The 24,683-nt window shown below is 67.7% G+C and carries 22 protein-coding genes and 1 riboswitch; of the genes, 14 read left to right on the forward strand and 8 right to left on the reverse strand.

Annotated elements, in window-relative coordinates; all coding sequences use genetic code 11:
• Positions 1-16: 16 nt before the first annotated feature.
• Entirely contained in the window at positions 17-1,441 is a 1,425-nt protein-coding gene (ahcY, locus tag OIK44_RS22865) for an adenosylhomocysteinase (RefSeq protein WP_273674217.1), read from the reverse strand.
• Between the two features lie 26 nt (positions 1,442-1,467).
• Positions 1,468-1,539: riboswitch (S-adenosyl-L-homocysteine riboswitch) on the reverse strand.
• Positions 1,540-1,709: 170 nt separating this feature from the next.
• Complete coding sequence (gene metK / locus OIK44_RS22870; RefSeq protein WP_273674219.1) at positions 1,710-2,876, reverse strand: methionine adenosyltransferase; 1,167 nt, start codon at positions 2,874-2,876, stop codon at positions 1,710-1,712.
• 186 nt (positions 2,877-3,062) lie between these two features.
• On the opposite strand from metK, the gene OIK44_RS22875 reads away from it, so the two are divergent.
• From OIK44_RS22875 to dapF, 3 genes are read left to right on the forward strand one after another with little or no spacing between them, the layout of a single operon-like run.
• Positions 3,063-3,920, forward strand: a complete 858-nt coding sequence (locus tag OIK44_RS22875; RefSeq protein WP_273674220.1) for a lysophospholipid acyltransferase family protein — start codon at positions 3,063-3,065, stop codon at positions 3,918-3,920.
• Positions 3,917-4,795, forward strand: coding sequence for an LpxL/LpxP family acyltransferase (locus OIK44_RS22880; protein ID WP_273674222.1), 879 nt, complete (start codon positions 3,917-3,919; stop codon positions 4,793-4,795). Before OIK44_RS22875 ends, OIK44_RS22880 begins: the two co-directional genes overlap by 4 nt.
• A 34-nt stretch (positions 4,796-4,829) precedes the next feature.
• A complete protein-coding gene (dapF, locus tag OIK44_RS22885; protein ID WP_273674224.1) occupies positions 4,830-5,696 on the forward strand; it encodes a diaminopimelate epimerase in 867 nt (288 codons plus the stop codon).
• Positions 5,697-5,731: 35 nt separating this feature from the next.
• Here the strand turns inward: dapF and OIK44_RS22890 are convergent, their stop codons facing one another.
• Positions 5,732-7,273: a tetratricopeptide repeat protein gene (locus OIK44_RS22890; protein WP_273674226.1), complete on the reverse strand. Its 1,542-nt coding sequence runs from the start codon at positions 7,271-7,273 to the stop codon at positions 5,732-5,734.
• 476 nt (positions 7,274-7,749) lie between these two features.
• Between OIK44_RS22890 and OIK44_RS22895 the strand changes: the two genes are divergently transcribed.
• The 10 genes from OIK44_RS22895 (at position 7,750) to OIK44_RS22940 (ending at position 17,666) form a co-directional block, all read left to right on the forward strand.
• Positions 7,750-8,763 carry a porin gene (locus tag OIK44_RS22895; protein WP_273674228.1) on the forward strand — a complete coding sequence of 338 codons (1,014 nt, stop codon included), beginning with the start codon at positions 7,750-7,752 and terminating at the stop codon, positions 8,761-8,763.
• Positions 8,764-9,032: 269 nt separating this feature from the next.
• Positions 9,033-10,295, forward strand: a complete 1,263-nt coding sequence (locus OIK44_RS22900) for a porin (RefSeq protein ID WP_273674230.1) — start codon at positions 9,033-9,035, stop codon at positions 10,293-10,295.
• A gap of 146 nt (positions 10,296-10,441) precedes the next feature.
• Positions 10,442-11,107 carry a DUF484 family protein gene (locus tag OIK44_RS22905; RefSeq protein ID WP_273674232.1) on the forward strand — a complete coding sequence of 222 codons (666 nt, stop codon included), beginning with the start codon at positions 10,442-10,444 and terminating at the stop codon, positions 11,105-11,107.
• A gap of 5 nt (positions 11,108-11,112) precedes the next feature.
• Positions 11,113-12,063 carry a tyrosine recombinase XerC gene (locus OIK44_RS22910; protein ID WP_273674234.1) on the forward strand — a complete coding sequence of 317 codons (951 nt, stop codon included), beginning with the start codon at positions 11,113-11,115 and terminating at the stop codon, positions 12,061-12,063.
• Between the two features lie 142 nt (positions 12,064-12,205).
• Entirely contained in the window at positions 12,206-13,258 is a 1,053-nt protein-coding gene (locus OIK44_RS22915) for a CobW family GTP-binding protein (RefSeq protein ID WP_273674236.1), read from the forward strand.
• Between the two features lie 307 nt (positions 13,259-13,565).
• A complete protein-coding gene (gene dksA / locus OIK44_RS22920) occupies positions 13,566-14,018 on the forward strand; it encodes an RNA polymerase-binding protein DksA (protein WP_337587215.1) in 453 nt (150 codons plus the stop codon).
• A 223-nt stretch (positions 14,019-14,241) separates the two neighbouring features.
• Positions 14,242-15,510 (forward strand): STAS domain-containing protein, encoded by a 1,269-nt coding sequence (locus tag OIK44_RS22925; protein WP_273674240.1) that lies wholly within the window; start codon positions 14,242-14,244, stop codon positions 15,508-15,510.
• 110 nt (positions 15,511-15,620) lie between these two features.
• The gene (hslV, locus tag OIK44_RS22930; protein WP_273674242.1) at positions 15,621-16,157 is read left to right on the forward strand and encodes an ATP-dependent protease subunit HslV; all 537 of its coding nucleotides are present in this window, start codon (positions 15,621-15,623) and stop codon (positions 16,155-16,157) included.
• Between the two features lie 10 nt (positions 16,158-16,167).
• On the forward strand, positions 16,168-17,505 hold the full coding sequence (gene hslU / locus OIK44_RS22935; protein ID WP_273674244.1) for an ATP-dependent protease ATPase subunit HslU: 1,338 nt from the start codon (positions 16,168-16,170) through the stop codon (positions 17,503-17,505).
• A gap of 11 nt (positions 17,506-17,516) precedes the next feature.
• Positions 17,517-17,666 (forward strand): hypothetical protein, encoded by a 150-nt coding sequence (locus OIK44_RS22940; RefSeq protein ID WP_273674330.1) that lies wholly within the window; start codon positions 17,517-17,519, stop codon positions 17,664-17,666.
• Between the two features lie 57 nt (positions 17,667-17,723).
• Here the strand turns inward: OIK44_RS22940 and OIK44_RS22945 are convergent, their stop codons facing one another.
• Positions 17,724-18,134 (reverse strand): hypothetical protein, encoded by a 411-nt coding sequence (locus OIK44_RS22945; RefSeq protein WP_273674245.1) that lies wholly within the window; start codon positions 18,132-18,134, stop codon positions 17,724-17,726.
• A 294-nt stretch (positions 18,135-18,428) separates the two neighbouring features.
• On the opposite strand from OIK44_RS22945, the gene OIK44_RS22950 reads away from it, so the two are divergent.
• On the forward strand, positions 18,429-19,196 hold the full coding sequence (locus tag OIK44_RS22950) for a helix-turn-helix domain-containing protein (RefSeq protein WP_273674247.1): 768 nt from the start codon (positions 18,429-18,431) through the stop codon (positions 19,194-19,196).
• On the opposite strand, the gene OIK44_RS22955 is transcribed toward OIK44_RS22950, so the two are convergent.
• From OIK44_RS22955 to gspE, 4 genes are all read right to left on the reverse strand, one after another.
• Entirely contained in the window at positions 19,169-21,388 is a 2,220-nt protein-coding gene (locus OIK44_RS22955; RefSeq protein ID WP_273674249.1) for a patatin-like phospholipase family protein, read from the reverse strand. The genes OIK44_RS22950 and OIK44_RS22955 overlap by 28 nt on opposite strands.
• Before the next feature lie 85 nt (positions 21,389-21,473).
• Complete coding sequence (locus tag OIK44_RS22960; RefSeq protein ID WP_273674251.1) at positions 21,474-22,019, reverse strand: type II secretion system protein N; 546 nt, start codon at positions 22,017-22,019, stop codon at positions 21,474-21,476.
• Positions 22,020-22,030: 11 nt separating this feature from the next.
• A complete protein-coding gene (gspF, locus tag OIK44_RS22965) occupies positions 22,031-23,251 on the reverse strand; it encodes a type II secretion system inner membrane protein GspF (protein ID WP_273674252.1) in 1,221 nt (406 codons plus the stop codon).
• A gap of 10 nt (positions 23,252-23,261) precedes the next feature.
• Complete coding sequence (gspE, locus tag OIK44_RS22970) at positions 23,262-24,683, reverse strand: type II secretion system ATPase GspE (protein WP_273674253.1); 1,422 nt, start codon at positions 24,681-24,683, stop codon at positions 23,262-23,264.

Raw genomic sequence — 24,683 nt, forward strand, 5'->3', positions numbered from 1 at the left:
AGCGCCGGCGGGCGCCTTAGTAGCGGTAATGCTCCGGTTTGTACGGACCCTGCGGCTGCACGCCGATGTAGGCGGCCTGCACGTCCGTCAGCACCGTCAATTGCGCGTTGAGTTTCTTCAACTGCAGGCGCGCCACCTTCTCATCCAGATGCTTGGGCAGCGTGTACACGCCGACCGGGTAGTTGGCCGTGTTGGCGAACAGCTCGATCTGGGCGATGGTCTGGTTGGCGAACGAGGAGCTCATCACGTAGGACGGATGGCCGGTGCCGCAGCCGAGGTTGACGAGGCGGCCTTCGGCCAGCAGGATGATGCGGCGGCCCGAAGGGAAGATCACATGGTCGACCTGGGGCTTGATGTTTTCCCACTGGTATTGCTTGAGCGAGGCGACGTCGATTTCATTGTCGAAATGGCCGATGTTGCAGACGATGGCCTGGTCCTTCATGCGCGTCAGGTGCTCGTGCGTGAGGATATGGTAATTGCCGGTGCAGGTGACGAAAATGTCGCCGTGCTCGCAGGCGTAATCCATCGTCACGACGCGGTAACCCTCCATCGCCGCCTGCAGCGCGCAGATCGGGTCGACTTCCGTGACCCAGACCTGGGCCGACAGCGCGCGCATGGCCTGGGCCGAGCCCTTGCCGACGTCGCCGTAGCCGGCGATGACGGCGACCTTGCCGGCGATCATCACGTCGGTGGCGCGCTTGATGCCGTCGACCAGCGACTCGCGGCAGCCGTACAGATTGTCGAACTTCGACTTCGTCACGGAATCGTTGACGTTAATGGCCGGGAAGGCCAGCTTGCCCTCCTTGTGCATCTGGTACAGGCGGTGCACGCCGGTGGTGGTTTCCTCGGTGACGCCGAGGATTTCCGGCAAGCGCTTCGAATACCAGCTCGGGTCGATGGCCAGGCGCTTCTTGATCGAATTGAACAGGCAGACTTCCTCTTCCGAGCCGGGCGCGGCCAGCACCGACAGATCGCTCTGGGCGCGCACGCCCAGATGCAGCAACAGCGTGGCGTCGCCGCCGTCGTCGAGGATCATATTCGAATACACGGGCGCGCCGGCGGCGTCCGGCCACTCGAAGATGCGGTGCGTGAATTCCCAGTAATCGTCGAGCGACTCGCCCTTGAACGCGAACACGGGGGTGCCGGCGGCGGCGATGGCGGCGGCGGCGTGGTCCTGGGTCGAATAGATATTGCACGAAGCCCAACGCACCTGGGCGCCGAGCGCCTCCAGCGTCTGGATCAGCACGGCCGTCTGTATCGTCATATGGATGGAACCGGTGATGCGCGCGCCCTTCAGCGGCTGGGCCGCGGCGAACTCCTCGCGGATCGCCATCAGGCCCGGCATTTCCGTTTCTGCAATTTTGATTTCTTTATCACCCCAAGGCGCCAAGCTAATGTCGGCGACGAAGTAATCCTGCTGGTCTTTGAGTACGGCGTTCATCACGCCCTCCTTTCAGTTAGAAAAAAGTAACGTGAGCGCGGTTGCGGAAGAATCCCGAGCCTGGCGAAAATGAATTCGTCGCAACGCTCCTCGGGCCTTCCATCTTAGCATCGGCGCGCGGCCGGCGCCACCCCAAAATGCAACTCTTGCTCCAAAACCACTTTGGGGTCAGGTCTAGACATGGCGGTTTTCCGCGAAAAACCGCCATGTCTAGACCTGACCCCAGGGGGTGAAGCAACAAAAAAGCGCCCGCGGGCGCTTTTGGGGCTTAGCGCAGGCCGGCCGCCTCGCGCAGCAGCGCCACCTTGTCGGTGCGCTCCCACGTGAATTCCGGCTCTTCGCGGCCGAAGTGGCCGTAGGCGGCGCTCTTTTGGTAGATCGGGCGCAGCAGGTCCAGCATTTGGACGATGCCTTTCGGGCGCAGGTCGAAGTGCTGGTGCACCAGGGCGGCGATTTGCTCGTCCGGGATGACGCCCGTGCCTTCCGTGTAGACGGTGATGTTGATCGGCTTGGCCACGCCGATGGCGTAGCTGATCTGAATCTGGCATTGCCGCGCCAGGCCGGCCGCGACGATGTTTTTCGCCACGTAGCGCGCCGCGTAGGCGGCCGAGCGGTCCACTTTCGACGGGTCTTTGCCGGAGAACGCGCCGCCGCCGTGCGGGCTGGCGCCGCCGTAGGTGTCGACGATGATTTTGCGCCCGGTCAGGCCGCAGTCGCCCTGCGGGCCGCCGATGACGAAGCGCCCCGTCGGGTTCACCAGGTAGCGGGTGTTGACCAGCCATTCGCGCGGCAGCACTTGCTTGATGATGTCTTCGATGACGGCTTCTTCGATATGCTTGTGCGAGATTTCCGGCGAGTGCTGGGTCGACAGCACGACGGTGTCGACGCCGACCGGGCGGCCGTCGACGTAGCGCAGCGTGACCTGGGATTTGGCGTCCGGACGCAGCCACGGCAGGCGGCCGTCCTTGCGCAGCTGCGACTGGCGCTCGACGAGACGGTGGGCGTAGTGGATCGCCGCCGGCATCAGCTCGGCCGTTTCGTCGCAGGCGTAGCCGAACATCAGGCCCTGGTCGCCGGCGCCCTGGTCGAGGTCGATGCCGGCCCCTTCGTCGACGCCCTGGGCGATGTCGGGCGACTGCTTGTCGTAGCACACCATGACGGCGCAGCCGCGGTAGTCGATGCCGAATTCCGTGTTGTCGTAACCGATGCGTTTGATGGTTTCGCGCGCAACTTGAATATAATCCACATTGGCGTGGGTGGTGATTTCACCGGCCAGCACCACCAGGCCCGTGTTGCACAGCGTTTCCGCGGCGACGCGGGCGCTCGGGTCTTGCGCCAGGATGGCGTCAAGGATGGCGTCGGAAATCTGGTCGGCCACTTTGTCTGGATGGCCTTCGGAGACGGACTCGGACGTAAAAAGGTAGTCGTTTGACATGGCAAGCTCCTGTTACTGTTTGAATGATCTGTCGCAGTAAAGGTGCCTGCGACGCTTTAGCGATATTTATATTCCGCTTCGCAAGTTGTCTGTTAACTCAGCGGATACGACTTCTGTCGTGGTATTTTACGCTTCTTAAAAAATTTTGGCCAAGCAACCCCGCCTTTTTGTTGAAATCCATTACCTATGCTCGTACCTCTCTTTCGCTTTTTATCAAGGTTTCCGCTGCCGCTGCTGCACGGCCTCGGCGCCGCCCTCGGCTGGCTCGTCTACCTGGCGTCGCCGTCCTACCGCCGGCGCATGCGCGAGAACATGGCGCGGGCCGGTTTTTCGCCGCAGTTGCGCGCCGCCGTCGCCGAATCGGGCAAGAGCATCGTCGAGCTGCCCTTCATCTGGTGCGCCGCGCCCGAACGCGTCGCCCGCCACGCCAGCGAAGAGAACTGGGAGCTGGTCCAGCGCACGCTCGACAGCGGCCGCGGCATTGTGTTCCTCACGCCACACCTGGGTTGCTTTGAAATCGTCGCCCAGCAGATCGCGCTGCGCACGCCGCTGACGGTGATGTACCGGCCGCCGCGCAAGGCGGCGCTGAAGCCGCTGATCGAGGGCGCCCGCGCGCGCCAGAACCTGATGCTGGCGCCGGCGAATATGTCGGGCGTGCGCATCCTCGCCAAATGCCTGCGCAAGGGCCAGCCCATCGGCCTGCTGCCCGACCAGGTGCCGCAGGAGGGCGAAGGCGTGTGGGCCGAGTTCTTCGGCCGCAGCGCCTACACGATGACCTTGCCGGCCAAGCTGGCGCAGATGGGCGAGGCGCAAGTGATCCTCACCTACGCCGAGCGCCTGCCGCGCGGGCGCGGCTACAAGGTGCATTTCGTCGCCCTTGAGGACAGCCTGGACGGCACGCCGGCCCAGCAAGCCCAGGTCATCAACACGGCCATGGAGCGCCTGATCGCGCGCAGCCCGGCCCAGTATTTCTGGAGCTATAACCGCTACAAGGTGCCGCCCGGCGCCCAGGCGCCCGCCGCGCCGCAAGGAGAGCAGGCGTGAGGGCCCTGATCGCCTTCATGTGGCTGCTGCACTGGTTGCCCCTGCCCGTGCTGGGGCGTTTCGGCGACGCCGTCGGCAGCCTGCTGTTTAACCTTCTGGGCAAGCGCCGCGCCATCACCTTGACGAATTTGCGCCTGTGCATGCCGGAATTGTCCGAGCAAGAGCGGGTGGCGCTGGCGCGCCGCCATTTCCAGGCGTATTCGCGCAGCGTGTGGGAGCGCGGCATCCTGTGGTGGGCACCGCAGGCGCGGCTGCGCCGCCTGATCCGCGTCGAGCCGGGCTTCCCCGCCGCACAGATCGCCACCGGGCCGACCATCCTGCTGTGCCCGCACTTCGTCTGCCTCGACGTCGCCGGCGTCGCGACGGCCATGGAAATCAGCGCCTCGTCGATGTATGTGCAGCAGAAAAACGCCTTCTTCGACAAGGTCTTGCGGGCCGGCCGCTCGCGCTTCCGCCCCGTGCGCCTGTTCACGCGCCAGGACGGCATCAAGCCCATCCTGCGCGCGCTGCGCGAGGGCTTGCCCTACTTCATGCTGCCGGACATGGATTTCGGCGCCAAGGATGCCGAGTTCGTGCCCTTCTTCGGCGTGCCGGCCGCGACGCTGACGGCGACGGCGCGCATCGCCGCCGCCACCGGCGCCCAGGTGCTGCCCGTCATCTCGACCTTCCTGCCCGGCTACCGCGGCTGGAGCGTGCGCTACTACCCGGCCTGGGAAAATTATCCGGGGCCGGACATCACGGCGGCGACGGCGCGCATGAACGCCTTCATCGAGGCGCGCGCGCGCGAGCACCCGGCCGAGTATTTCTGGACCCACAAGCGCTTCAAGACCCGCCCGGAGGGCGAGGCGTCGCCCTACGCGGCCAGCGGCCGCTAAGCCCGTCCCGCCCGAAACCTCTTATACTGATGGTATGAAACTCAAATTTACCAAGATGCACGGCGCCGGCAACGACTTCATCGTCATCGACGCGATCAACCAGCAGGTCGACTTCACGCCGGCCCAGTGGCAACGCCTGGCCGACCGCCGCTTCGGCATCGGCGCCGACCAGATCCTCGTCGTCGAATCCTCGGCGCGGCCGGGCTGCGACTTCCGCTACCGCATCTACAACAACGACGGCGGCGAAGTCGAGCAGTGCGGCAACGGTTCGCGCGCCTTCGTCAAATTCGTCGTGGAAAAAGGACTGACGACGCGCTCCGGCATCAGCGTCGAGACCATGGCCGGCGTCATCGCGCCGCGTCTGGAGGCCGACGGCAGCATCAGCGTCGACATGGGCGCGCCGGTGCTGGAGCCGGCCGCCGTGCCCTTCGACACGGCCGGCCTGACGGGCCTGCCCGAGGGGCGCGACACGCTGTGGCCGCTGCAACTGGACTTGCCGGGCGCGGCCGCCGAGGTGCGCATCTCGGCCGTGTCGATGGGCAATCCGCACGCCGTGCAAGTGGTCGCCGACGTCGAGCGCGAGCCGCTGGAGCACAGCGGCCCGCTGATCGAGCGCCACGCGCGCTTTCCGAAGCGCGTCAACGCCGGCTATATGCAAGTGCTGGACCGCCGGCACATCAAATTGCGCGTCTATGAACGGGGCGCCGGCGAAACGCTGGCCTGCGGCACCGGCGCCTGCGCCGCCGTCGTCGCCGGCATCCGCCGCGGCTTGCTCGACTCGCCCGTCAAGGTCAGCGCGCGCGGCGGCGAATTGTCCATCAGCTGGGGCGGCGAAGGCCAGCCGGTCTGGCTGACCGGTCCGGCCGTGACCGTGTTCGAAGGGGAAATCGACCTCGCCTGACGCCGCCCGCCTAATATATATAGGCGATGCGCGTCTCAGGCCGGCAGCAGGCCGCCGTCCGGCTCCGCCAGCGACTCGGGCAAATAGGTCTTCAGCCGGTACAGGCGCTGGCGGTAATTGCCCTCCGGCCCGGCCAGGCCGCAATCGAGCCGCTCAAACACCCGCCCGATGCGTTCCAGCGCCTGGCGCTGCTGCGCCGTGCGCACCAGCACCAGGCGGCGCTTGCTGCGGCCATAGCTGGCGCGGATGTCGATGACCAGGCAATGCCCCTGGTCGGCGGCGTTGACGTCGACCAGCAGCGCCTCCGCCCGCGACAGGCCGAACAGGCCGGCCAGCTCCAGGCGGGCGGCCAGCAGCGGCTGGCTGGCCGCCAGTTCCAAGGCCGTCAACGGCCCCAGCGCCGCGCTCCACGGCGCCGCCACGGCGCTGGGCGCGATCTTGCCCAGCGCCGCCTCCGCCTCCGCGCTGCCCTGGGCCGCCGCCTTCATCAGCCAGTAAGCCGCGCGCACATCGTTGTTTGCGCCGTCGCGCCGGGTGCGCCAGGCGTGGATGCCGCATTCGAGTTGCGCCGCGCCATGCCCCATGTCGGCCGCGCGCTCCAGGTAGGACTGGGCTTCGCTGACGCTGCGCTGGGAAAATTCCGGTTTGATATAGATACGCGACAGGGCGAACCAGGCGTCGGCCAAACCCTGCTCGCCGGCCTGGGTCAGCCAGCGGATGGCGCGCTTGAAATTGACGGCGCCGGCGCTGGATTCGACCCGGCTGCCCTGCGCATCCATGCGCGCGAACCACAGGCCCAGCGACAACTGGGCCGCGCGGTCGCCGCCCTCGGCCGCCAGCTCGCAAAAGCGCTGGCGCTGCGCCGCATCGACGACGATGCCGCCTGCGCCGCGCTGTAGCAATTCCGCGCAGCGCGACAGCAACAACACTTCCTGCGGCGACAGCGGCGCCGCGCCCGGTTTCCTGGCGCCGTCGGCGCCCTCGCCCGCCTCCTGCAGCAGCAACTGCGCCACCGGCAGGGCCCGCGCCAGGAATTGCCCGGCGTCGCCATCCTCCCAAGCCTGGCCCAGCACGGCGTACAGCGCTTCGCTGACGCCGTTGTCGGCCGCCTTGGCCAGCCAGGCCTGGCCCTCGCGCAGCTGTGCCGGCGCCGCCGCGCCCGCGCCGCTATGCTGCGCCAGCAACCACTGGGCGTCGGCCAGGCCGGCTTGCGCGGCCGCTTTCAAGCCCCGCAGGGCCTGGGCGCGCAGGGCGCCGCCGGCGTCGTCGCGGCCCAGCGTCAGTTGCGCCAGCACCAGGCCGGCCGCCACGACGCCGGCGTCGCTGGCGCGCGCATAGCTGGCCACGACCTCGGCGCCGCCCTGTTGCGCAATATCGTAAGGAATATGGGCGCCGATCAGCAGGCAGGCTTCATCGCAGCCGGCCCGCGCCGCGCGCTGCAACCAGTGCAGCGCCGTCGGCGCGCTTTTCGGCAAACCGGCGCTGCCGAACAGGTAAAGCTTGCCGAGCGCGAGCTGGGACTGCCGATCGCCGGTACGCGCCCCTTTGATAATCCCTAATTCTTCACGATTTGCCATCGATCCACTTATTGATGTTAAAAAATTTGTGAATATATTTACATATAGTTAATAGGTTTTTGCTTACAGTCACTATATTGGGGCGACATGCTGTTTTTCAATCCTTGCCGCAGAATAAATGTGCAATGCAGCAAATACAACGGCTTCCAGTGTAGTCGTTGGCGGCGGCGAAACACCTTGCGCTAGCTCAAGTTCCTCAATACGGGACAAAATACGACAAGCCATCGGGGCGCCATATCCGATGCCGGCAAAACATATTAAGCACAGAATTGCACGACATTCCAAATTGCACCGTCACAAAAATACAACAGCCAGCGATGCTTCTTTAACTTTCGACCAATATTGCTCCAGTCAATCGACCAATCTGGCGGCCTTGGCGCCGCGAGCATTTAAGGTTCAGCTCATCCAAGTGTTGAATACCGCGCACTTCATTGCTCCACGGATCTTTGAACGCTTTCACTTTATAGGGAATAAAAATGAAAAAATCTTTAGTGGCTCTGGCCCTTTTCGGCGCTTTCGCCGGTGCTGCACACGCACAATCGTCCGTCGCCATCTACGGCACGATCGACGCCGGCCTGGGTAAAGCCACCGGCAAAACCACCGCCGTCACCAAGCGCGACAACAACAAGCTGGGTTTCAAGGGCGTGGAAGATCTGGGCAACGGCTTGAAAGCCCTGTTCCAACTGGAAATCCGCTATGAGTCCGACACCGGCCAACTCGAAAACGGCTCGAACGGCTCGCAGCGTCCGCTGTTCCAAGGTCAAAGCCGCGTCGGCCTGCAAGGCGACTTCGGTACCGTCCGTCTGGGTCGTGGCCTGACCGCCTTCCAGGAATCGAGCACCGCCTTCGAACCATGGTCCGGCATGCCAACCCAAGTGGGCTTCCAGTCCGACCTGCACACCGGCGGCTACAACAGCGATCCACAGGGCGGCACTGTCAGCTCGAAAAACCGCTTCTCGAACGCGATTTTCTATAACACCCCAGTGATGTCGGGCTTCCAGGTGAATGCCACGGTCGCAACCAAAGAGGCCACCGCAGTCCCCGTTACAGAAAATCCAAGCGTCGTCGGCGACGCGAAGGTCAGCCCTTACTCGCTGTCGGCCACCTACACCAACGGCCCGTTCGCCGGTATGGCCGCTTACGAGCGTAACGCCGCCGAAACCAAAGTGTGGTCGGTCGCCGCATCGGTCAACCCTATCCAGGACTTGAAACTGATGGCTTCGTACACGAAGCAAGACCAGAGCAAATCCGTGGCCGTCAATCCAAACACCAAATCGTGGGTGATCGGTGCTAACTACACCGTCGGCGCCGGCCTGATCCGCGCCGGTTACGGCCAAAAAACCCCGGACGGCGTGACCAAAACCAAGCAAGCATCGCTGGGTTACGAGTACAACCTGTCGAAACGCACCTATGTCTACGCTGACGTGTCGCAAAAGAAGATCGCCACCTCGGTTAACTACTATGGCGTCGGTCTGCACCACAACTTCTAATCGGCCTGCGCCAGCCACGCCTGTGGCTGGCCGCGCCGAAGCGTAGTTGACAACGGCCGTGGGCAACCACGGCCGTTTTTTTTCGTCCGCGCCAGGCGGACAGGCGCATGTTTCCTGGCTTCCATTCATTTGTGTTGTTTTTGCAACCTTGATGCCGCGTACTCGATGGCGTTCTGTACAAGCCACGGGAAGAATGTCATATTGGGGTGCGCCGGATTAGTACGGACGTTCGTTTTCATAAAAAAGACAAACCTTTTGGAGACAGCACGATGAACAAAACCATTCTCGCAGGCCTCATTGCCGCAGGCTTCGCCGCGCCGGTCCTGGCGCAGTCGAACGTGACGATCTATGGCATCGCCGACGCCGGCGTGATGTACGTCAACAACGGCGGCAAGGACAGCCGCGTCAAGCTCGTCAGCGGCATCGCCGACGGCTCGCGCATCGGTTTCAAGGGCACCGAAGACCTGGGCGGCGGCTACAAGGCCATCTTCAACCTGGAAGCCCGCGTCGAACTGGACACGGGCGGGCAAAAAACCGGCAACATCAGCTCGAACCAGGGTTACGCGCTCACGCGCGGCCTGGAAAAGCTGCCGGCGCCGCTGCTGGCCGGCGTGCGCGGCGCGCTGCAGCCGGCCGTCAACGTCAACATCAGCGGCGCCCTGTTCGACCGCACCTCGATGGTCGGCCTGGTCACGCCGGTGGGCGCGGTGCTGATGGGACGCATGTACACGCCCGGCTATGAAGTGTTCAACAACGCCGACGTGTTCGAGTCCGGCACGGCGGCCGGCTGGGGCGGCATCGTCGGCGGCGCCGGCGGCCTGCTGACGGCCGGCATCGCGATCCGCTCCGACAAGGCCATCCAGTACCGCATGGAGACGCCGCAGGGCATCGGCGTGTCGCTGATGTACGGCTTCGACAAATCCGGCTACGTCGGCATGGACAAGCGCTCCTGGGGCGCCAACGTGCGCTACAAGGCCAACGGCTGGGACCTGGGCCTGGCGCACAACTTCGGCACCGACCAGGTCGGCAACCGCGGCCTCGTGACGACCACGCTGGGCGGCTCCTTCGCCACCGGCGACGCCAAGTTCTTCGTCGGCTACCACAAGCAAAAGAATGAAAACTCGGTCATCATCCGCTTCGCCAACGAGACGCTGGCCCCCGTGTTCGCCCCGCTGGGCGCCCAGGGCGTGGCGCTGGCCGGCCTGGTCAACCGGGCCCTGGTGAACAATTTCTACCTCGACGCCGCCAGCTACCAGATCGGCATGCATTACCGCATCGGCGCCGGCCGCATCATGGCCTCCATCGTGCGCCAGGACGACAAGACCTCGCTCAACAGCGACGCCACCCAGTACGGCATCGGCTACGACTACAACCTGTCCAAGCGCACCGACATCTACACGGTGCTGGCCTACATCAAAAACACCAACCAGGGCCAGTACGCGCTGGGCGCGGCCAGCGCCTCGGGCGGCTTCACCTCGGCCCCGGGCGAGTCCAGCCGCGGCGTGCAATTCGGCATACGCCACCGCTTCTAAGCGCCGCCGGCGCCCCGCCAGACGCCTTCGGGCGTCTTTTTTCTGCCCGCCGCGCGGCGCGGCGCGGGGCCGTCGGTTAAAATTGGGTTTCCGCTGCGAAGCACCGCTGTCGCGCAGCAAGCTCACCTTACCAACAGAAACGATCAATGACCGCCACACTGGATTCCACAACTGTCGCCCAATACCTGACGGACCACCCGCAATTTTTCCAGGAACACGTGGGCTTGCTGGGCGAGGTTAAACTGACCAGCCCGCTGACCGGGCGCACCGTCTCGCTGCAGGAGCGGCAGATGGAAGTGATGCGCGACAAGTACAAGGCGCTGGAATTGCGCCTGTCCGAGCTGTCCCGCCTGGCCGAGGAGAACGCCGGCATCGCCGCCAAGTTCCACGGCTGGACCCAGGACCTGTTGCGCGCCCGCGAGGCCGCCGGGCAGCCGCGCGCCGTCGTCGACGGCATGCTCGGCCATTTCGCCGTGCCCTACGCCACGCTGCGCCTGTGGGACCTGGCGCCGCAGCACGCCGACGCCTGGTTCACGGCCGGCGTCTCCGACGACGCCCGCCTGTTCGCCAGCAGCCTGCAGGCGCCCTACTGCGGCGCCAACAAGGATTTCGAGGCGGTGCGCTGGCTCGACGCCGCCGCCCCGGTGGCCTCGACGGCCATGCTGGCGCTGCGCGCCCCCGGCGGCGCCGCCTTCGGCCTGCTGGTCCTCGGCGCGCCCGACGCCGCGCGCTTCAAGGACAGCATGGCCACCGATTTCCTCGTCAACATCGCCGCCACCGCCAGCACCGCGCTGGCCCTGCTGCGCGCCTGACGCCGATGGCCGGCGCGCGCGCCAACGGCGACTGGCTGGACGCCTACCTGGAACAACTGGCCAGCCAGCGCAAGCTGTCGCCGCACACGGTGGCCGCCTACCGGCGCGATTTGCGCGAGCTGGACCGGCTGCTGGGCGGCCTGGCCTGGGACGCCGTCGGCGACACCATGCTGCGCCGCTGCGCCGCCCAGTTGCACGGCGGCGGCCTGCAGCCCCGCTCGATCGCCCGCAAACTGTCGAGCTGGCGCGGCTTTTTCGACTGGCTGGGCCGGCACGCGGCGCTGCCCGCCAACCCGGCCGCCGGCGTGCGCGCGCCCAAGCGCGCCAAGAGCCTGCCCAAGGCCCTCTCCGTCGACGACGCCGTGCGCCTGGCGGCGACGCCGGCGCGGCCCCTCGGCGGCGCCGCCGAGCCGGCCGCGCTGTGCAACCGCGCCATGTTCGAGCTGCTGTATTCGAGCGGCCTGCGGGTGGCCGAGTTGAGCGGCCTGGACACGCACTACCGCGGCGCCGGCGCCCACGGCCCGGCGTCGCTGGGCTGGATCGACGCCGCCGCCGGCGAAGTGCTGGTCACCGGCAAGGGCGGCAAGATGCGCAAGGTGCCCGTCGGCGCGGCCGCCCTGGCGGCCCTAGCGGCCTGGCTGGCCGTGCGCCCCGCGCCGGCCGACGGCAGCGCCGCCCTGTTCCTGAGCACGCGCGCCAGCCGCATCTCGCCCCGCGTGCTGCAACTGCGCCTCAAGGCCCACAGCCAGGCGCTCGACATCCCCGCCAACGTCCACCCGCACATGCTGCGCCACTCCTTCGCCTCGCACCTGCTGCAATCGTCGGGCGACTTGCGCGCCGTCCAGGAAATGCTGGGCCACGCCAGCATCACCTCGACCCAGGTCTACACGGCCCTCGATTTCCAGCACCTGGCCCTCGTCTACGACCGGGCCCATCCGCGCGCCAAGCTCAAATAGGCGGCCGCCGCCGCCGTGATCCAGGTCAAGCGCCTGGGCCGTATTTGCAAGCGGGCGCGGAATTCCGGCATAATCGTCGGCCAGCCGCGCCGAAAAGCGGCGCGCGACCCAGTCACCTTCACAGCAACGGCGGACACGATCCATGGCACTCATTCCCACCACCATCCTGACGGGCTTCCTCGGCGCCGGCAAGACCACGCTGCTCAAGCGCATCCTGCAGGAACAGCACGGCCTGCGCATCGCCGTCATCGAAAACGAATTCGGCCAGGAAAACATCGACAACGAGATTCTCGTGCAGGACAGCAACGAGCAAATCATTGAAATGAATAACGGCTGCATCTGCTGCACCGTGCGCGGCGACCTCATCGTCGCGCTCGGCACACTGGCGCGCCAGCGCGACGCCGGCCAGTTGCAGTTCGACCGCGTCGTCATCGAAACGACGGGCCTGGCCAATCCGGGGCCGGTGGCGCAAACCTTCTTCGTCGACGAGGAAGTGGCCAGCCACTACCTGCTCGACGCCGTCGTCACCGTCGTCGACGCCCGCCACGCCATGGCCCAGCTCGACGAGCACGAGGAGGCCCAGCGCCAGGTGGGGTTCGCCGACAAGCTGTTGCTGTCGAAAACCGACCTGGTCGACGCCGCCGCGCTGGCCCTGCTGACGCCGCGCCTGAAGCGCATCAACCCGCGCGCGCCCATCGCCCACATGGACTTCGGCCGCACGCCGCTGGCCGAGGTGCTCGACATCCGCGGCTTCAATCTGAACGACAAGCTGGAGCTGGACCCGGATTTCCTCGCCGCCGAGACGGCCCACGAACACGAACACGAGCACGAGCACGGCGCGGCCTGCGCGGCCGACTGCGCCGCGCCCGGCCACCACCACCACCACGCCGGCCATAGCGACGACATCGCCGCCTTCGTCTTCCACAGCGCGCGGCCGTTCGACAGCGCCAAGCTCGACGAATTCCTCGGCGGCCTGGTGCAGGTATACGGCCCTCGCATGCTGCGCTATAAAGGCGTATTGTTGATGCAGGGGGCGGACCGCAAGGTCGTGTTCCAGGGCGTGCACCAAATCATGGGCAGCGATCTCGGCGCGAAATGGGGCGAAGACGAGGTCCGTGGCAGCAAAATGGTATTTATTGGTAAAAATCTACCAAAAGACATCTTTATTCGCGGACTCGAACAATGTTTGGTATAAACTAGCCGGGTTTTGCGCACTCGCCTCTGCCATGGCCGTCAAATCGGGATGGCAATAAGAAGCAAAGCGTGACAAAATCGCCAGACACGACGGCGCAGTCCGAATGTCGTGATCCCGTCATGAAAGACGGGCAAGATGCTGGGGCAATCGGCGGCGGCACAGCAGCGCTGCGCCGAGAACGTAGTTTCCACAAAAGCAATATCCGGAAAGCTGAATAGTAAAAGCGGATACCGGTGCAGCTGGCCGCGCAATCGCCTGGTCAACTGATCAATTTGAAAACTCTGTCGTATCGAAGGTAAGCGAAGTGATGACCAAAACAAATAAATCAACCCCCGCCGCCAACACAGAAGTCGCCATCCTCTCCGAAGAAGCCATTCGGCAAATGAGCGAGAGTGACTATATGAACCCGGCGCAACTGGCATTTTTCAAGGCGCGCTTGCAGCAACTTGAAAAAGACTTGCTGAAAAACGCAGGCGAAACCACCGAGCACCTGCGCGAAACCGTGCTCGTGCCCGATCCGGCCGACCGCGCCACCATCGAGGAAGAGCACGCGCTGGAATTGCGCACCCGCGACCGCGAACGCAAGCTGCTGAAGAAGGTGCAGCAGTCGATCGCCAGCATCGACGCCGGCGATTACGGCTGGTGCGAAGAGACGGGCGAGCCGATCGGCATCCCGCGCCTGATCGCCCGGCCGACGGCGACGCTGTCGCTGGAAGCCCAGCAGCGCCGCGAACTGAAACAGAAACTGTACGGCGACTGAGACGCCGTCGCGCGCCGGCCCGCCGGCGCCCCGCCGCAAGCAGGCACGCGACCCAAGGGCGCGTGCTTTTTTTTTGCGCGGAATCGGGGGAAATGTAAGGGGCGGCGCAAAAGCTTGCCCATCAGCTACACTAGTCGGGCATGCGACGGCCGCGGCCCTGCCGCCGCCGTCGATGCGCAAGCTCGGGCACCTTCATTGAACCGCATTCGGGACGGGACAAGACGTGGGACTGTTCTCACTGTTCAAAAAAAACGCGGCCGACGCGCCGCCGCAGGGCGCCGACGAGGCCGGCCGCGCGCCCAACAGCGAGGCCAACCGCGAACTGGCGCAGGCGCGCCAGCGCGAACTGGCCCGCGCCACGGCGCAAAAGATCGACGAGATCGAGGCGGCGATGGCCTTCGACATCTTCAACACGCCGGAGCCGGCCTGGGGCAGCGCGCCGAAGCGCCCGCCGCGCCCGCCCGCCGGCGACGCCACCCTGGCCCTGCTCGACGCGGCCAGCACGGAATTGCTCGGCTGCGCGGCCGGTCCGGCCCCCGTCGTCGAGGAAATCGCCGTGCTCTTCGCCAACGGCCAACTGGCGCTGGCCGGGCAGATGCTGACGGCCAGCCTGGCCGGCGCCGGCGCCGACCGCAGCCTCTGGTGGATGCTGTTCGACCTGTACCAGATCGAAGGCCGCCAGGAACAATTCGACAGCCTGTCGATCGACTACGCCAGCACCTTTGAAACCTCGCCGCCGGCCTGGAGCGGCGCGCCGCCGCAGCCGGGCGCCGCCTACGCGGGCGCGGCGCCGACGCTGGCCCTGTCCGGCCCGCTCGACGGCGCCATCGGCCCGGCCCTCGAACGCCTGGGCCAGTTGGCGCGGCAGGGCCCGCTGCTGCGCCTGGATCTGAGCCAGGTGACGGCCGTCGAGCCGGCCGGCTGCGCGCTGCTGCTGCACAGCCTGAAACAATTGCAGGACGGACAACGCGAACTGGTCGTCGTCGCCGCCGCCGAACTGGCCGCGCACATCCAGGCCATCGTCCAGGTCGGCCGCCGCGACGAGGGCGAGGCTTGCTGGCTGCTGCTGCTGGAACTGCTGCAACTGCTCAAGCGCGAAAAGGAGTTCGAGGAAACCAGCATGGACTACTGCGTCACCTTCGAAGTGTCGCCGCCGCCCTACCTGGCGCCGGCCAAGGTGGCGACGCCGCCGCGCCAGCCGGCCTCGGCGGCCAGCGACCGCTTCATGCTGCCGCCCCTGGTCGACGGCGCGGCCGCCGCCCTGCTCGACGCCATCGACGCCTACGCCGGGCGCGACGGCGCGCTGGTGTTCGACTGCTCGCGCCTGGCGCGCATCGAGTACGGCGCGGCCGGCCTGCTGCTGGCCCGGCTGCGCCGCCTGGCCGCGGACGGCAAGGCGATCGAATTCCGCGACTTGAACCACCTGGTGGCGGCGCTGCTGCGCCTGTTGGCTTTTTGCGACATCGCCAAGATCTTCCCCCACAAATACTAGGATGGCGCCGGCCAGGCGGGGGCCGCGGGGCCGCGGGCGCCTTGCAATCGGCCATTCCATCCCCATTTTTGCACGATGCAGTCGATGCGACTCCCCCTTTTGAGGTCAATATGGAACAATTTCACGGCACCACGATCCTGTGCGTGCGGCGCGGCAAACAGGTCGCCATCGGCGGCGACGGCCAGGTCACCCTCGGCAACATCGTCATGAAGGGCACGGCCCGCAAGGTGCGCAAGTTATACCAGGGCAAGGTGCTGGTCGGCTTCGCCGGCGGCACGGCCGACGCCTTCACCCTGCTCGACCGCTTCGAGGGCAAGCTGGAAAAACACCAGGGCAATCTGCTGCGCGCCTCGGTCGAACTGGCCAAGGATTGGCGCACCGACCGCGTGCTGCGCCGCCTTGAGGCGATGCTGCTGGTGGCCGACAGCGAATCGACGCTGGTCATCACCGGCAACGGCGACGTGCTGGAACCGGAGGACGGCATCGGCGCCATCGGCTCCGGCGGCAGCTACGCCCAGTCGGCCGCCAAGGCCCTGCAGGAAAACACCGAGCTCGCGCCGGCCGAGGTGGTCAAGAAGTCGCTGACCATCGCCGCCGAGCTGTGCATTTACACGAATATGTCGCATACGATAGAAACCCTGGATTGAAGGGCACACCATGAACATGACACCGCTGGAAATCGTCGCCGAGCTCGACAAACACGTGGTCGGCCAGGGCCGTGCCAAGAAGGCCGTCGCCATCGCGCTGCGCAACCGCTGGCGCCGCCAACAGGTCGGCGAGCCGCTGCGCCACGAAATCACGCCGAAGAACATCCTGATGATCGGCCCCACCGGCGTCGGCAAGACCGAGATCGCGCGCCGCCTGGCCAAGCTGGCCGACGCCCCCTTCATCAAGATCGAGGCGACCAAGTTCACCGAGGTCGGCTACGTCGGCCGCGACGTCGACACCATCATCCGCGACCTGATCGACATCGGCATCAAGCAGACCCGTTCGAGCGAAATGAAGAAGGTGCGCCTGCGCGCCGAGGACGCCGCCGAGGACCGCGTCATCGACATCCTGGTGCCGCCGGCGCGCGACTTCGGCTTCAACGTGGCCGCCGCCGAGGCGCCGGCCGCCGGCGACAGCACGCGCCAGACCTTCCGCAAGCGCCTGCGCCAGGGCGAGCTGGACGACAAGGAAATCGAGATCGAGCTGGCCGAGGCCGGCCCGCAGATGGAAATCATGGCGCCGCCGGGCATGGAGGAAATGACCGAGCAGATCAAGTCGATGTTCTCCGGCGTGGGCGCCGGCCGCAAAAAGGCCCGCAAGATCAAGATCAAGGAGGCGCTCAAGCTGCTCGTCGAGGAAGAGGCGGCCAAGCTGCTCAACGAGGACGAACTCAAGCAGATGGCGATCCAGAACGTCGAGCAGAACGGCATCGTCTTCCTCGACGAAATCGACAAGATCGCCTCGCGCTCGGAGGTGGGCGGCGCCGACGTCTCGCGCGCCGGCGTGCAGCGCGACCTGCTGCCGCTGGTCGAGGGCACCACCGTCAACACCAAGTACGGCATGATACGCACCGACCACATCCTGTTCATCGCCTCCGGCGCCTTCCATCTGGCCAAGCCGTCCGACCTGATTCCCGAGCTGCAGGGGCGCTTCCCCATCCGCGTCGAGCTCGAGTCGCTGTCGACGGCCGATTTCGAGCGCATCCTGACCAGCACCGACGCCTGCCTGACCATGCAGTACGAGGCGCTGCTGGCGACCGAGAACGTGAAGATCGACTTCGCGCCCGAGGGCATCACGCGCCTGGCCGAAATCGCCTTCTCCGTCAACGAGCGCACCGAGAACATCGGCGCGCGGCGCCTGTACACGGTGATGGAAAAGCTGCTTGAGGAAGTGTCGTTCAGCGCCAGCGAGAGCGGCGGCACGGTCGTCACCGTCGACGCCGCCTACGTCAACGCCCGCCTGGAGGCGCTGGCCGTCAACGAAGACTTGTCGCGCTACGTGCTGTAAGGGGAACGGCGATGGCAAACAAGGCCCTGGCGACGCGGCAGCGCATGCAGTTCCGCGTCGAACCGTCGCAACAGCCGCGCCGGCCCGTCGCCGCCGCCCCCGCGAAGGGCGCGGCGCGGCGCCAGCCGGCGCCGCCCAAAACGCGGGCCAAGCCGGCGTAAGCGGCGGGCCGCCCGCGGACGCCCCGGCGGGCGCCCGCCATCAGGCCAACGGTGGTGTCAGAAGCGGCGCGACAGGCCAGTGGTGAACAAGGTGCGGCGGCCGCGCGCCGCGTCGCCGGGCACGCTGTCCCAATCCACATGCAGCGACCAGTCGGCGTCCAGCGCATAGGCGCTGCCGAAGCCGTACAGCGCGCCCAGCCGGCGCGCCGCGGCGCCGCCGTAGCCCAGGCCGAGCCGGGCGTGCAGCGAGAACGCGTCGAATTTATATCCCCCCACATACGCCAGGGCGATGCCGCGCACGCCGGCGCCGCCCGCATAGCCGAGCGCCTCGGCCGAATGGGCCGCCTCGCCGCCGCGGAACTGCAGGGACGGCAAGCGGTAACCGGCGTACAGCCTGGCGTTGTCGGCGCCGCCCACGCCGGCGCCCGCATACAGCGGCGCGGCGGCAAGAAGGTGGGCTTGGGGCATGGGCATCCTGTCATGGCTGCGGCCGGCGCGGCGGGGGCGCGGGCCTGCCTGGCAGTGTCACCAGTTTAGCCCGGAAGTACCATATACTTATGCGAAGTCCCGTTACGAGCCACGTTTGGTAGCGTATTTCGGTACTCGACATTGCTGCGGCGGGCTGCGCTGCCGCAAAGCTAAGATGTCGGAAAATGCAACAACAAGCACAGGCCGAAGGCCGGGTTCCTCCCGGCCGGCCTGACCCCGCATCCGCGTCCCCGGTTTGGCCCGGCTGGGCGGCATTGACGACAAAGGCAAGCCATGAGTTCACCGGAATTGATCGTGCAGGTGCTGCGCGCCGAGCTGCGCGCCGTCGGCATCACCTACAAGCTGCTGGCCGAGCGCATCGGCATGAGCGAGTCCAGCGTCAAGCGCATGTTCGGCCAGCACGATATGTCGCTGTCGCGGCTGGCGCAAATTTGCAAGGCGGCCGGCATCGCGCTCGAAGACGTGCTGCGCGCCGCCGCCGACGTCACGCCGCACGCCGACACGCTCACGCTGCCCCAGGAAAATTCGCTGATGGCCAACCCGAAGCTGCTGCTGATGGCCATCTGCTGCCTGGGCCACTGGACGCTGGAACAGGTGGTGGAAACCTACCACCTGTCGGAACCGGAGTGCATCGGCCTGCTGGCCGAGCTGGACCGCCTCGGCCTGATCGAGCTGAAGCCCCTGAACCGCTACAGCATGCGCGTCTCGAACGCCTTCCACTGGCTGGCCGACGGCCCCGTGCAGCAGTACTTCCGCGAGCATGTCGTGGCCGACTATTTCGGCGGCCACTTCGACGGCGCCGGCGAGACGCTGATGTGCATCCCGGCGCGCCTGAGCCTGCCCAGCGCGCGCGAGCTGGTGCAGAAGATCCAGCACCTGGCCGGCGAACTGGCCCGTCTGCACCAGGGCGACCGCCGCCTCGCCGCCAGCGAGCGCGACGGCTTTACCCTGCTGCTGGGCTTCCGCTCATGGGAATTCGGCGCCTTCACGGCGCTGCGCCGGCCCCGCCCGGCTCACCAGATCGGCCCGAGGAATAAATAGAAGGTGCCGGTGCCGCGCTTGCTGGCGCCGGCGCCCGCATAGAAGGGGCCGAAGCGCGTGTCGACGGACAGGAAGGCGCTGACCGACTGGGTGAAGCGGCCCCGCTGCCACGGCTCGCTCTGGTCGAAGGCGCCGCCCGCCTCCAGCGAGAAGCCGGCGCGGATGGCCCCGCCCAGCGTGCTGGGCACGGCGCCGATGCGGCGCGCCATCACCAGACGGCTCAGCAGCACGCTGCGGCCCTCGATGGAATTCTCCTGCACGCCGGAGAGCCGCAGGAAGCCGCCCAGCTGCAGCGGCGCCGCGCCGCTCTGGCCGCGCGCCCATTCGGCGTAGACGTGGCCGGCCCAGTTTTCCGTGTGGAAGGCCGACAGCGCCGTCACGGCCGTGCGCCGCTCCGCCGGGCCCCGCTCGGCGCCGCTGTCGACGGAACTGGCCCAGGTGGCGTCCAGCATGAAGCCCCTGGTGGGGAAGGCCAGCGAGTCCAGCGTGTCGATGCGGTAGGCGATGTAGCGGTCGGTGGCCAGGCCCGTCTGCATCCCCGCGGTCATCTCGGGGATCACCTGGCGCGCCCGGCCCTGGTTGCGGCGTATGCCGATCTGCACGTCGCCATAGCTGCCCAGCCCGCGCCCCAGCGCCAGCGTGGCGCTGTTCAAGTCGTAGGCGTAGCGGTAGTTGCGCAAGCCGTCCATGAACTTGTCCCCCACCGCCGAGCTGTAGCGCAGCGACGGCGCGATATACCACGGCGAGCCGGCGCCCAGCGGCTGCCACCACTGCGTCTCGATCGAGCGCTCGGTGCCGATCCGGCCGATGGTGCGCCACTCGGCGCCCCAGGCGTTGAGCGAGCTGGCCACGTGCATCACCTTCAGCGCGAACTTGTTGTTGTCGTTGAAATCGCTGCCCAGCTCCAGGCCGACGCGCAGGCGGCTGCCGGCCCATTCCGACGGGGTGGCCTTGATCAGCACGCTGCGCTGGTCGCCGGCGTCGCTGACCTCGGTTTCGACGCGCGCCAGGTCGCCCCGGCCGTACAGGCGGGCGCCGGCGCGGCGCACCTCTTCGCGCGTCACGGCGCTGCCCTCGACCAGGCCGGACTGCGCCGCCAGCGCCCTTTCGTTGATGCCGCCGCCGCTCTGCACCTCAAGCCGGGCCAGCGGCAGCGCCACGTCGGCCAGCACCGGCGCGGCCAGCCGCAGCGCCTCCAGCGCCGCGTACTCGCGCTCGGGCAGGGCCAGCGGCGCCAGCCGCAGGGCCAGCGCGCGCGCCGCCTCGGCGCCGGCGCGCATGGCCCGCTCCTGCTTGCCGAAGTCGAGGAAGCTGATGCCGTTCAAGTCCGGCGCCAGCAGGATGTCGCCCGGCCCCAGCTCGCGGATCGAGCGCTGCACGTTTTGCTCGGTGAGGATTTGCAGCATCTGCTGGGCCACGCCGATGGCGCTGCCCAGCTCCTTTTCCGGCGCCAGCGGCGTGCCGACGTTGACGGCGATGACGATCTCGGCGCCCATCGCCCGCGCCATGTCGACGGGCAGGTTGCGCACCAGGCCGCCGTCGACGACGAGGCGCTGCTTGATGCGCACGGGCGCGAACACGCCCGGCACGGCCAGCGAGGCGCGCACGCTGAGGAACAGCGGCGTGTCGTCGAGCTCGACCAACTCGCCCGTGATCAAGTCCGAGGCCACCGAGCGGAACGGCAGCGGCAGGCTGTTGACGGGACGGTCGCGCATGGCGTCCGGCAGCAGCCGGTTCAGCGCCAGCTCCAGGGCCGCGTTGCCGGCCGCGGCGGGCGGCAGCGAGACGCCGTCGCGGCTCAGGCCGAACTCGATGCGCGAGGGCAGCAGCTGGTCTTCCTCGCGGCGCCGGAAGGCCAGGTCGTCGCGCGCCTGGCGGTCGGCCACGACGCGGTCCCAGCTGGTGTCACGCGCCATGCGCTCCAGGTCGGCCACCGAGGCGCCGGCCGCGTAGGCGCCGCCGATGACGCCGCCCATGCTGGTGCCGACGACGATGTCGACCGGCACGCGCATGTCGCGCAGCACCCGCAGCACGCCGATGTGGGCCAGGCCGCGGGCGCCGCCGCCGGACAGCACGAGGCCGACGCGCGGGCGCGCGGCCGGCGCGTCGGCCGGGGCGGCGTCCTGCGCGGCGGCATGGGACAGGGGTAGCGCGCAGGCGCAGCAAACCACGAGGGCGCGAAGGGATAGCATGGTGCGGTGACTCCAGAAAGCGCGGCGGCCGGGCCGCCGGGGGGAAAAAAGGCCGGCGAGCCGGCCCGGGCACGCGGCCCGACTGTCAGCGCTGCGCGCCCGGCGCCGGCATGCCGATGCGCGACGGCGGTGCCATCTGCACGGGCGGCTGCTGCGGCGGCTGCGGCTGGCCCTGCGGCGGTTGCGGCGGCGGCAGCGGCGGCGCCGCCGACAGCGGCGGCGCGTCGCCGCGGCCGGCCTCCTGCGCCAGTTCGACGCGCTTCGGCACGCCGCCGTCGGCCAGCAGCACGAAGCGCGGCTGCACTTCCTTGACGACGACGCCGGGCGCCACCTCGGCGCCGACCGGATAGGCTTGCGCCGGCTTGCTGTCGCTGGCCAGGATGGCCACGCTGCCGCGGCCGTCGGCGGCCGCGACGACGCCCTTCAACTGGTAATTGCTCAGGGCGGCGGCCTGCAGGCGCCCGCCGAACAGGCCGGCGGCCGCCTCCGGGCTGGCCTCGGGCGCGCCCAGGCTGGCGACGGCGGCCAGCGGACGCTGCTGCGGCTTGAACAATTGCAGCGTCCAGTAGGCCAGCGAGGCGGACAGCGCCACGACGGCGAGAAAACTGACAAACAGGGGCAAACGCTTCATTCCATTCCTCTTTAACGCACCAGCTGGTTAATTTCGATGATCGGCATCAGCACCGCCAGCACGATCAGCAGCACCACGATGCCCATCGCCAGGATCAGCGCCGGCTCCAGCAGGCCGGCGATGGTCAGCGTGCGCCGCTCCAGGTCCTGCTCCTGGGCGCTGGCGGCCCGTTCCAGCATGGCCGGCAGCTCGCCGGTGATTTCGCCGGCCCGTATCATATGGATCAGCATGGGCGGGAAGTGCTTCTGCGCCGACAGCGCGCGCGCCAGGCTGACGCCCTCGCGGACGTTGTTGCTGGCCTCTTCGACGAGCTCGCGCATGGCCACGTTCGAGAGCGTGTCGCGGCTCGTTTCCAGGGCCCGCAGGATGGGCACGCCGGAACCCGTCGTGATGGCCAGCGTGCTGGCGAAGCGGGCCGTGTTCAGGCTGCGCTCGAACTTGCCGTACAGGGGGGCCGTCAGCAGCCAGGTGTGCCAGCGCCGCTTCAGGCCCGGCTCCGTGAGGGCGCGGCGCCAGGCGAACCAGGCCGCCAGCAGCACCGCGCCGACCAGCAGGCCGTAGTGGCGCACGAAGTCCGACAGCGCCAGCATGATGACGGTCAGCAGCGGCAGCTTCTGCTTGGTGTTGGCGAACACGGAGACGATCTGCGGCACCACATAGGTCAGCAGGAAGATGACGATGGCGAAGGCGACCACGGTGACGATGGCCGGGTAGGTGAAGGCCAGCCTGACCTTTTGCACCAGCGCGTTGCGCCGCTCGATGTAGTCGGCCAGGCGCGACAGCACGCGCGACAGGTGGCCGATCTGCTCGCCCGAGGCCACCAGGGCGCGGTAGATTTCGGCGAAGTCGCGCGGGTGGCGCGCCAGCACGTCGGAAAAGGCGGCGCCGCCGATGACCTCGGAGCGGATCGAGGCGATCAGGTCGCGCAGATAGGGCCGCTCGGCCTGTTCCAGCAGGGCCGAGAACGCCTGCTCCAGCGGCAGGCCCGCCTCCAGCAGGCTGGCCAGCTGGCGCGTGAACAGGGCCAGCTCGGTGTTCGACAGGCGCTCGCCGAAGCTGCGCTGGCGGGCCACGCCGGCCGCGTCGACCTGGGCGGCGATGGCCTCGACGAGCAGCGGCACCAGGCCCTGCACGCGCAACTCGGCGCGCGCGGCGCGCGCGCTGTCGGCGTTCAGCACGCCCTTCTTGGTGGCGCCGCCGGCGTCCACGGCTTCATAGCGAAATGCGGGCATCGGCCGGTCCCTAGTCTTTGGTCACGCGCAGCAGCTCGGCCGGCGTGGTGGTGCCGTCGGCCAGCCAGCGCTCGCCGTCCTCGCGCATCGTCAGCATGCCGCTGCGCTGCGCCGCGGCGCGCACCTCGGCTTCGGAGGCGCGGTTGTGGATTTGCGCGCGGATCTGCTCGGTGGTCTGCAGCAGCTCGTAGACGCCGACCCGGCCCTGGTAGCCGGTGTGGCCGCAGCGCTCGCAGCCGACCGCCTGCCAGTGCTGGCCGTCGAAGCTTTTGCAGGCGCCGCACAGCTTGCGCACCAGGCGCTGCGCCAGCACGCCCAGCAGCGAGGACGACAGCAGGAACGGTTCGATGCCCATGTCGAGCAGGCGCGTGACGGCCGCCGCCGCGTCGTTGGTGTGCAGCGTCGCCAGCACCAGGTGGCCCGTCAGCGAAGCCTGCACGGCGATCTGCGCCGTCTCCAGGTCGCGGATCTCGCCGATCATGATGACGTCCGGGTCTTGCCGCAGGATGGCCCGCAGCGCCTTGGCGAAGCTCATCTCGATGCGCGGGTTGACCTGGGTCTGGCCGACGCCGACGAGGTCGTATTCGATCGGGTCTTCGACGGTGAGGATATTGGTGGTGCTGGCGTTCAGCCGCGACAGCGCCGCGTACAGCGTGGTCGTCTTGCCCGAGCCGGTGGGCCCGGTGACGAGGACGATGCCGTGCGGCTGCTTCAGCAAGCCGTCGAACTCGGGCAGCATGGCGCCGCTCATGCCCAGGTGGGCCAGGTCGAGGCGGCCGGCCTCCTTGTCGAGCAGGCGCAGCACGGCCCGCTCGCCGTGCCCCGTCGGCAGCGTCGAGACGCGCACGTCGACGGGCTTGCCGCCGACCCGCAGCGTGATGCGGCCGTCCTGCGGCAGGCGCTTCTCGGCGATGTCGAGCTGGGCCATGATCTTGATGCGCGAGATCAGCGAGCCGTGGATGGCCTTGCGCGGCCGCACCACGTCGCGCAGGCTGCCGTCGATGCGGAAGCGCACCACCGAGGTCAGCTCGAACGGCTCGATGTGGATGTCGGAGGCGCCTTCGCGCAGCGCCTGGGTCAACAGGGCGTTGATCATGCGGATCACCGGCGCGTCGTCTGACGATTCGAGCAAGTCCTCGATGGCCGGCACGTCCTGCAGCAGCTTGGTCAAGTCGAGGTCGGCGTCGAACTCGTCGGCCATCTGCGCGGCGTCGCCGCCGGCGCCGGCGTAGGCGGCGGCGATGGCGGCGTCGAGCTCGGCGCGCGCCATGCTCAGCAGGCGGATCCGGCCGAAACGGCGCGACACCTCGGCGATGGCGGCCGGCGCCGTCGTCGCCGACACCAGCACGTCGACCGTGTGCTCGGCGGCGTCGCTGGCGCGGGCCAGCAGCGCGTGGTCGCGGGCGAAGGCGTAGGGCAGCAGCTGGCTCAT

Source organism: Janthinobacterium fluminis (genome assembly GCF_028595325.1).
Taxonomy (GTDB): Bacteria; Pseudomonadota; Gammaproteobacteria; order Burkholderiales; family Burkholderiaceae_D; genus Janthinobacterium; species Janthinobacterium fluminis.